Source organism: Collinsella sp. An307, from assembly GCF_002161805.1.
In the GTDB taxonomy this organism is placed as follows: domain Bacteria; phylum Actinomycetota; class Coriobacteriia; order Coriobacteriales; family Coriobacteriaceae; genus Coprousia.
Map to the genome: position 1 here is coordinate 20,831 of NZ_NFIP01000014.1, position 6,269 is coordinate 27,099.

Consider the following 6,269-nt stretch of genomic DNA (forward strand, 5'->3'; position numbering starts at 1 on the left):
ATTAATAGCCGCTCGTGAGGCCGGGGCCGCTCGCGCTCTCGGTGAGCTGCTGGCGGCAGCGGGCAACGGTGCCGGTCAAGCTCTTCAGGTTCTCCTCGAGGTGCGTGAAGACCTGCTCGGCGTAGTCCTCGGCAGCGTAGCGGGTATCGCGCTCGTACTGGTCGGCGCGGGCGCGGATGTCCTCGGCCTGCTGCTGGGCCAGACGCACGATCTCCTGCTCGCCGGCGATGGTGAGCGCCTGCTGCTGGGCGTCCGCCACAATGGAATCGGCCTGGGCCGTTGCAGAGGAGATGAGCTCGTCGCGCTCACGCAGAATGCGGCGGGACTTCTGCCACTCCTCGGGGTAGCTCATGCGAATCTCGTCGAGAATGTTGAAGAACACCTCGGTCTCGATGACCTTGAACTGGGCATTCTTGCCAAACGGGGGCTTAGCGTCCTCGATGATGCCCTCGAGCTCGTCCACGAGGCTCTCGATGCGCTCGCCAGGAAGGGGTTCGCCCGGCATCCCGTCTCCTTTCATTGGGTGCATATCAAGTCTTGATAGTACCACATACGTCTCGTTTAGCTATTTGAACCGGTCTTTGAGCGCGCAGGCGACACACGGCGGGACAAAGAGCGACACATCGCCGCCGCACGAGGCGATCTGGCGGACGGCCGATGACGAGAGGTAGCCAAACTCGGGGCTGCTCATCACAAAGATGCTCTCGAGGTCGGGGTCGAGCCGGTAGTTGAGGTCCGCCTGCTGGAGCTCGTACTCAAAGTCGGTCATCGCGCGCAGGCCCTTGACGACGGCCTCCGCCCCGATCTCGCGCGCAAAGTCGACGAGCAGGCCCGTGAACGGCCTCACCTCGATGCCGTCGATATCGGCGAGCGCCTCTTTGGCGAGCTCGACGCGCTCCTCGAGCGAGAAGGTCGTACCCACGCCGTTTTTGCCGAGCGACGCCGCAACGGCAACGGTGACGCGCGGGCAGATGCGCCGCGCGCGCCGGGCGACATCGATGTGTCCGTAGGTGATGGGGTCAAACGTTCCCGGTACGAGAACGTGAGTGATGTTTCCGCTCATAGGGCTCCTCCAGGTCGGCGTCACATGCGTATGCTAGCCGACGTAGCGCAGAAGGTCCACCGCGGTGATGCCGTAGCGCTTCTCGCGCAGGACCTCAAAGCCCGCGGGCCGCGCGCCGGCGTCGCGCGCCGCGTGCTCCACGACCGCAAGCGCGCCGGGGGCAACGAGCCCAGCGGCGACAAGGTCGCCGAGCAGGCGCTCGACGGGCTCGGGGCCTAAGGCATACGGCGGATCGAGCATGATGAGGTCGAAGGGGCCGCCCGCCAGGCGTCCACGCGCGACAAGCGCACAGACGTCACCAACGACGACCCGGTACCGCCCGGCACCGGCGCCTAAGCTCTCGAGGTTCTTGCGGACAAGCGCCGCCGCCTTCCTATCGGCATCAACGAACAGCGAAAACGCCGCGCCGCGCGAGAGCATCTCGATACCGAGGGCACCGGAGCCCGCAAAGGCGTCGAGCGCGCGCACGCCCTCAATACCCTCATCGAGCGCGGAGTTCACCATAGAGGCCATCGCCTCGCGGACGCGGTCCGTCGTCGGACGCGTGACGTCGCTTCCCTCGGGCTCGAAGATTCTTCTCCCCCGCCAATCTCCTCCAACGACCCTCATCCGCCGCTCACCTCTTTGAACACGTCGCCGTAGCGCACGATAACCTCCTGCCGCAAGGGAGCGGTCGCGCACGCCCCCAAATCCCTCGAGTACATAAGCAGCTGCTTTGCGTCATGCTGCGCCGCCTCGATAATCTCCACGTCCTCGTCCAGGTCGACGAACCTGAGACTCACCCCGCCGCTCTGGCGAAAGCCCAGTATCTCTCCTTCATGGCGAAGGCGCAGATCGAGCTCTGCCAAGGCAAAGCCGTCCTCTGTCTTCTCCAGGGCCTCGAGGCGCTGGTAGGCAGTGGAGTTTCGCTTGGTTTTTGCCTGCATCATGACAAAGCATCTACCCGAGATGTCACCGCGGCCCACACGGCCGCGCAGCTGATGCAGAGTCGCCAGGCCAAAGCGCTCCCCGTTCTCAATCACCATGACCGTGGCTGAGGGCACGTCGACGCCCACCTCGACCACGGTGGTGGACACCAGCACCTGCACCTCTTTGCGCCGGAAGGCATCGATAACGGCATCTTTCTCGGCCGCGCGCATCCGCCCGGTGAGCGCCTCCACACGGGCGTCCGCAAAGACTCTCTTGAGCTCCTCCACCTCATGGGCAACGTCGTGCAGGGCGGCAGCAGCCTTTGTCTTCGCAGACGAATCCAGCATATCCTCTGCACCCGGCACCTCTTCGAGCTCGCTCAACGGGTCGCCCGCCTCGACGAGGGGACAGATCACATACGCCTGCTCGCCGCGCGCGAGCGCCTCCCGGATGGCATCGTAGGCGATGTCGCGGTTCGCCTCGGTGAGCACGCGCGTCGCCACCCCCGCGCCCGGCACGGGTCGGTGCCGGATGATGCTCGTGTCGAGGTCGCCGTAGACCGAGAGCGCAAGCGTGCGCGGGATGGGCGTAGCGGTCATGACAAGGAGGTCGGCGCCCGGGCCCTTAGAGCGGAGCGCATTGCGCTGCCCGACGCCAAAGCGGTGCTGCTCGTCGATCACCACGAGCGTCAGCTCATGAAACACCACGTCGTCTGAGAGCAGCGCCTGCGTGCCAAAGGCAACTGTGATCTCGCCGTTGCGCAGGCGCCGGGTGGCCTCATCGCGCTCGGGAACGGACGTGGTGCCGGTGATGAGGGTCCAGCTTATGCCCGCTGCATCGAGCAGCGGTCCGCATTTCTGCGCATACTGGCGGGCGAGCACCCCGGTAGGAGCCATAACCGCTGCCTGCGTGCCACTATCCGCCGCAGCAGCGAGGCCAAAGCACGCAACAGCCGTCTTACCCGTGCCAACGTCGCCAAGCAGCAGGCGGTTCATGATGTGGTCTGCGTCGGTCATATCGGCGAGGATATCCTGCACCGCCGCGTCCTGCTCTGCGGAAAGCTCGAAAGGAAGAGCATGGCGGAGCGCCTCGACGTGCTCGCCCACACGGTGGGCGCAAGGTGCGACATCAAGCAAGTTCGCATCGTTGCGCAAGCGAAGGGCCAGCTGCAGCAGCAGGAGCTCGTCATAGGCAAGGCGCGTCCTCGCTTGACTTCGCTCGGACATGTCGTGGGGAAAGTGGATGGAGCGAAGCGCGCGGGCGAGGCTCATAAGGCGCCGCTTTGCGCGCAGGCGCGCGGGCAGATAGTCTGAGAGCGTCACCGAACGCTCGAGCGCGACCGACACGATGCGGCGCATCCAGGCGGCGGAGATGCCCTCTCCCACCGGATGGACCGGCATGATGGTGCCGGACGCCTCATCGTCGAGCACCTCGTAATGGGGGGAGGCCATCTGCTTGAACCCGTAGGCAAACTCGACCTTGCCCATCACCGCGACGCGCATCCCGGGCTCAAGCTGCTGAGCTATCCAGGGTTGTTTGAAAAATGCGACCTGAAGAACCCCGGTATCGTCGACAAGCGAGACCTCGACGACCGTCATGCGCGGGCGCGGACGACGCTGCGTCACGCGGTCGACGCGCGCGACGACCGTCGCCACCTCGCCCAGCGGCGCATCCTCGATACGATAGGCGTGCGAGAAGTCGAGATAGCGCCGCGGAATATGGAGGAGGAGGTCCTCCACACGCTCGATACCGAGCCTGCGGAGGGCCTCCTCCCGTGCACCAGATACAAATTTGAGACGGCTCACGTCATCCGCGAGCGCAGAGGTGGCGGCGAGACGCGTCGCGCTCGCCGTGAGCGAGACCGTCACCCCAATCCCGCTTACTCGATCGAGAAGATGATGGGATAGAGCGGCTGCTCACCACGGTGCGCATCGATCTCGAGGTCGGGCTGGGCCTCCTCGATGGCGTCGAGAAGATCCTGGAAGGCCTCGTCATCCATATCGGAGCCGGCGAGAATCGTGAGGGAGTCGCCCTCCTCGTCTGCCTGCATGCGGTTGATGCAGTCGAGGGTGACCTGCTTCACGTCGGAACCGACGATATCGATGGAGTCGTCGATGATGCCCATAACGTCGCCCGCGTGGATGGGCGTGCCATCGGAGGCGGCGGAATCGCGCACGGCCGTGGTGACCTCGCCGTCGCGGACCTCAGCAGCGGCCTCGGTCATAGCGGCGACCGCATCCTCAAAAGACGAGTCGGGCAGCACGGCAAAGAGCGCCGAGAACGCCTGGGGCACGGTCTTGGTCGGAACGACAGCGACCTGCTTGTCCTCGCAGGCGGTCGCAGCGGCCTCAGCGGCCATGCGGATGTTGCCGTTGTTGGGCAGGATAATCACGGACAAGGCGTTCACCGCGTTCACGGCGTCGAGGAGATCAGCCGTGGAGGGATTCATGGTCTGACCACCGGAGACGACGACATCGACACCGAGCGAGGTCAGAATCTCAGCCTCGCCGGAACCTGCGGCAACCGCGACGTAACCAAGAGCCTTAGCGGGCTCGGCTGCCTCGGCATCCTGGTCGGCGTGAATCTTAGCGGTGCGCTCGTGAGCCTCCATCTCCATGTTGTGGATGAAGACCTCGTAGACCTGACCGAGCTTGAGCATGTGCTCGAGCACGAGGTTGGGCGTATTGGAGTGAACGTGGATCTTGTAGTCGGGATACGAACCCACCAGAAGCTCGCAGTCACCCATGGAGGCGAGGAACGCCAGGCATTCATCCTCGTTGAACGGGGCGTCCGCCTTGAAGAGGAACTCGTTGCAGTAGCGGTACTCGGAGCCCTCCCAGTCGTCATTCGCCTCGATCTTGACGCGATCGAGCGCGCCCTCGCGAGCGGTCTCGCCGGTTGCCTCGAACGTGGTGGAGAACTCCTCGCCCTGACGGAGGTCACGGCCGAGGGCCGCGTTCACAAACGCCTCTAGGAAGATGGCAAAGCCGAAGGCACCCGAGTCGACCACGCCGTTCTCCTTCAGGACGGGCAGCAGGTCGGGGGTACGGGCGACGGACTGATACGCCTCGACGACGATGGCATCGAGCGTGTCCTCAACAGAGTCATGTGCCTTCTCGCAGGCATCGGCACGCGTGGAGATGTCACGCAGAACCGTGAGGATGGTTCCCTCGACGGGCTTGCGGACGGCCTTGAAGGCGACCTTGACGGAGCGGCGGAGCGCTGCGGCAACATCCGAGGCGCTCGCAGGGTCGGTAGCGCCCACAAGGCCCTCGGCGACACCGCGTAGAATCTGCGAGGTGATGACGCCGGAGTTGCCGCGCGCGCCCATGAGCGAGCCGTGGGTGATGGCGCCGGCAATGGCCTCCATGTCGGCATCAGCCGGCAGGGAGCTGAGCTCCTTCACGACCGAGGCCAGGGTGAGCGACATGTTGGTGCCCGTATCTCCATCGGGGACCGGGAACACGTTCAGCTTATTGATCTCCTCGGAGCAGTCCGAGACGGCGTTTGCCGCGATGGGAAAGCAGGTGCGAATTGTTTTGGCGATCATGTCAGTTCTCTCCGTTGTTCCGTATCCAGGCCTTAGCTCAGGCGATTCTTGAGGGCCTCGATATGGATGCCCACGGTGAGTTTCGCCGGATCGATCTGCGCGATCTCCTGCAGGGTGAAGGTGACCGCACTCGACAGGTTCTCGCAGACGGACTTCATGTTGACGCCGTTCTCGAGCACGACATGCAGATCGACGCGCAGGCCGCCCTCGTCGCTCGTGACAAGAACGCCCTTGCGCAGGCGCTGCCCGGGAAGGAGTCGGACGCTCTCGGCGCCCTGGAGCTGCTCGTCCATCCCTACGACACCGTAGCAGGAAAGGGCGGCGTAACCCGCGATGTCGGCGATGACGTCGTTGGAGACACTGAGTGCGCCGGTGATGGTATCAGACACGGGATCTCCTATCTGATGCAGAGGCATCGAATCGTGGGAGTAATCTACCGTATCTTACTACGACGGAGAGTCCCTGCGCAAAGAACACGGGAGCAAAATGAAACTCCATCGGATGAGCGGCGGGCGCGCCGTATTCTTGTCACCAAACGCGCGCAATCTATGTGGCATGCGTGCATCCGTAACGCCTCATGTGCATCTCGCACGCCCTGTGTGCAATCTGCACGGATATGCCCCACTTTTGCGTGCAGATGGGACCGCGGACAAAAAGTTGGACCGCGCGGCGGTCCGGACGGGAGGTCCGCATGCACAGCAGGGAGGACGTGGAGCTGGCGCTGATGGCGCTCGAGGAGGGCTGGAC

Annotated in this window: 6 protein-coding genes; all 6 read right to left on the reverse strand. The window is 64.4% G+C overall.

Annotation, left to right across the window (positions count from 1 at the left end; genetic code table 11):
* Position 1: 1 nt before the first annotated feature.
* The 6 genes from B5F89_RS09885 to B5F89_RS09910 are packed head-to-tail and all read right to left on the reverse strand — an operon-like array spanning position 2 to position 5,911.
* Positions 2 to 505: an ATPase gene (locus B5F89_RS09885; protein ID WP_087431610.1), complete on the reverse strand. Its 504-nt coding sequence runs from the start codon at positions 503 to 505 to the stop codon at positions 2 to 4.
* Between the two features lie 60 nt (positions 506 to 565).
* A complete protein-coding gene (coaD, locus tag B5F89_RS09890; RefSeq protein WP_087431611.1) occupies positions 566 to 1,063 on the reverse strand; it encodes a pantetheine-phosphate adenylyltransferase in 498 nt (165 codons plus the stop codon).
* A gap of 33 nt (positions 1,064 to 1,096) precedes the next feature.
* The gene (gene rsmD, locus B5F89_RS09895; protein WP_087431612.1) at positions 1,097 to 1,672 is read right to left on the reverse strand and encodes a 16S rRNA (guanine(966)-N(2))-methyltransferase RsmD; all 576 of its coding nucleotides are present in this window, start codon (positions 1,670 to 1,672) and stop codon (positions 1,097 to 1,099) included.
* On the reverse strand, positions 1,669 to 3,846 hold the full coding sequence (gene recG, locus B5F89_RS09900; protein ID WP_087431613.1) for an ATP-dependent DNA helicase RecG: 2,178 nt from the start codon (positions 3,844 to 3,846) through the stop codon (positions 1,669 to 1,671). Before recG ends, rsmD begins: the two co-directional genes overlap by 4 nt.
* A gap of 5 nt (positions 3,847 to 3,851) precedes the next feature.
* Positions 3,852 to 5,522: a DAK2 domain-containing protein gene (locus tag B5F89_RS09905; protein ID WP_087431614.1), complete on the reverse strand. Its 1,671-nt coding sequence runs from the start codon at positions 5,520 to 5,522 to the stop codon at positions 3,852 to 3,854.
* A gap of 32 nt (positions 5,523 to 5,554) precedes the next feature.
* Positions 5,555 to 5,911, reverse strand: coding sequence for an Asp23/Gls24 family envelope stress response protein (locus B5F89_RS09910; protein WP_239286746.1), 357 nt, complete (start codon positions 5,909 to 5,911; stop codon positions 5,555 to 5,557).
* Positions 5,912 to 6,269 lie beyond the last annotated feature (358 nt).

What these genes read in the sequence shown, in the direction of transcription:
- B5F89_RS09905 (WP_087431614.1), bottom strand. Translation starts at nt 5,522, where the DNA reads ATGATCGCCAAAACAATTCGCACCTGCTTTCCCATCGCGGCAAACGCC.
- coaD (WP_087431611.1), bottom strand. Translation starts at nt 1,063, where the DNA reads ATGAGCGGAAACATCACTCACGTTCTCGTACCGGGAACGTTTGACCCC.
- rsmD (WP_087431612.1), bottom strand. Translation starts at nt 1,672, where the DNA reads ATGAGGGTCGTTGGAGGAGATTGGCGGGGGAGAAGAATCTTCGAGCCC.
- B5F89_RS09885 (WP_087431610.1), bottom strand. Translation starts at nt 505, where the DNA reads ATGCCGGGCGAACCCCTTCCTGGCGAGCGCATCGAGAGCCTCGTGGAC.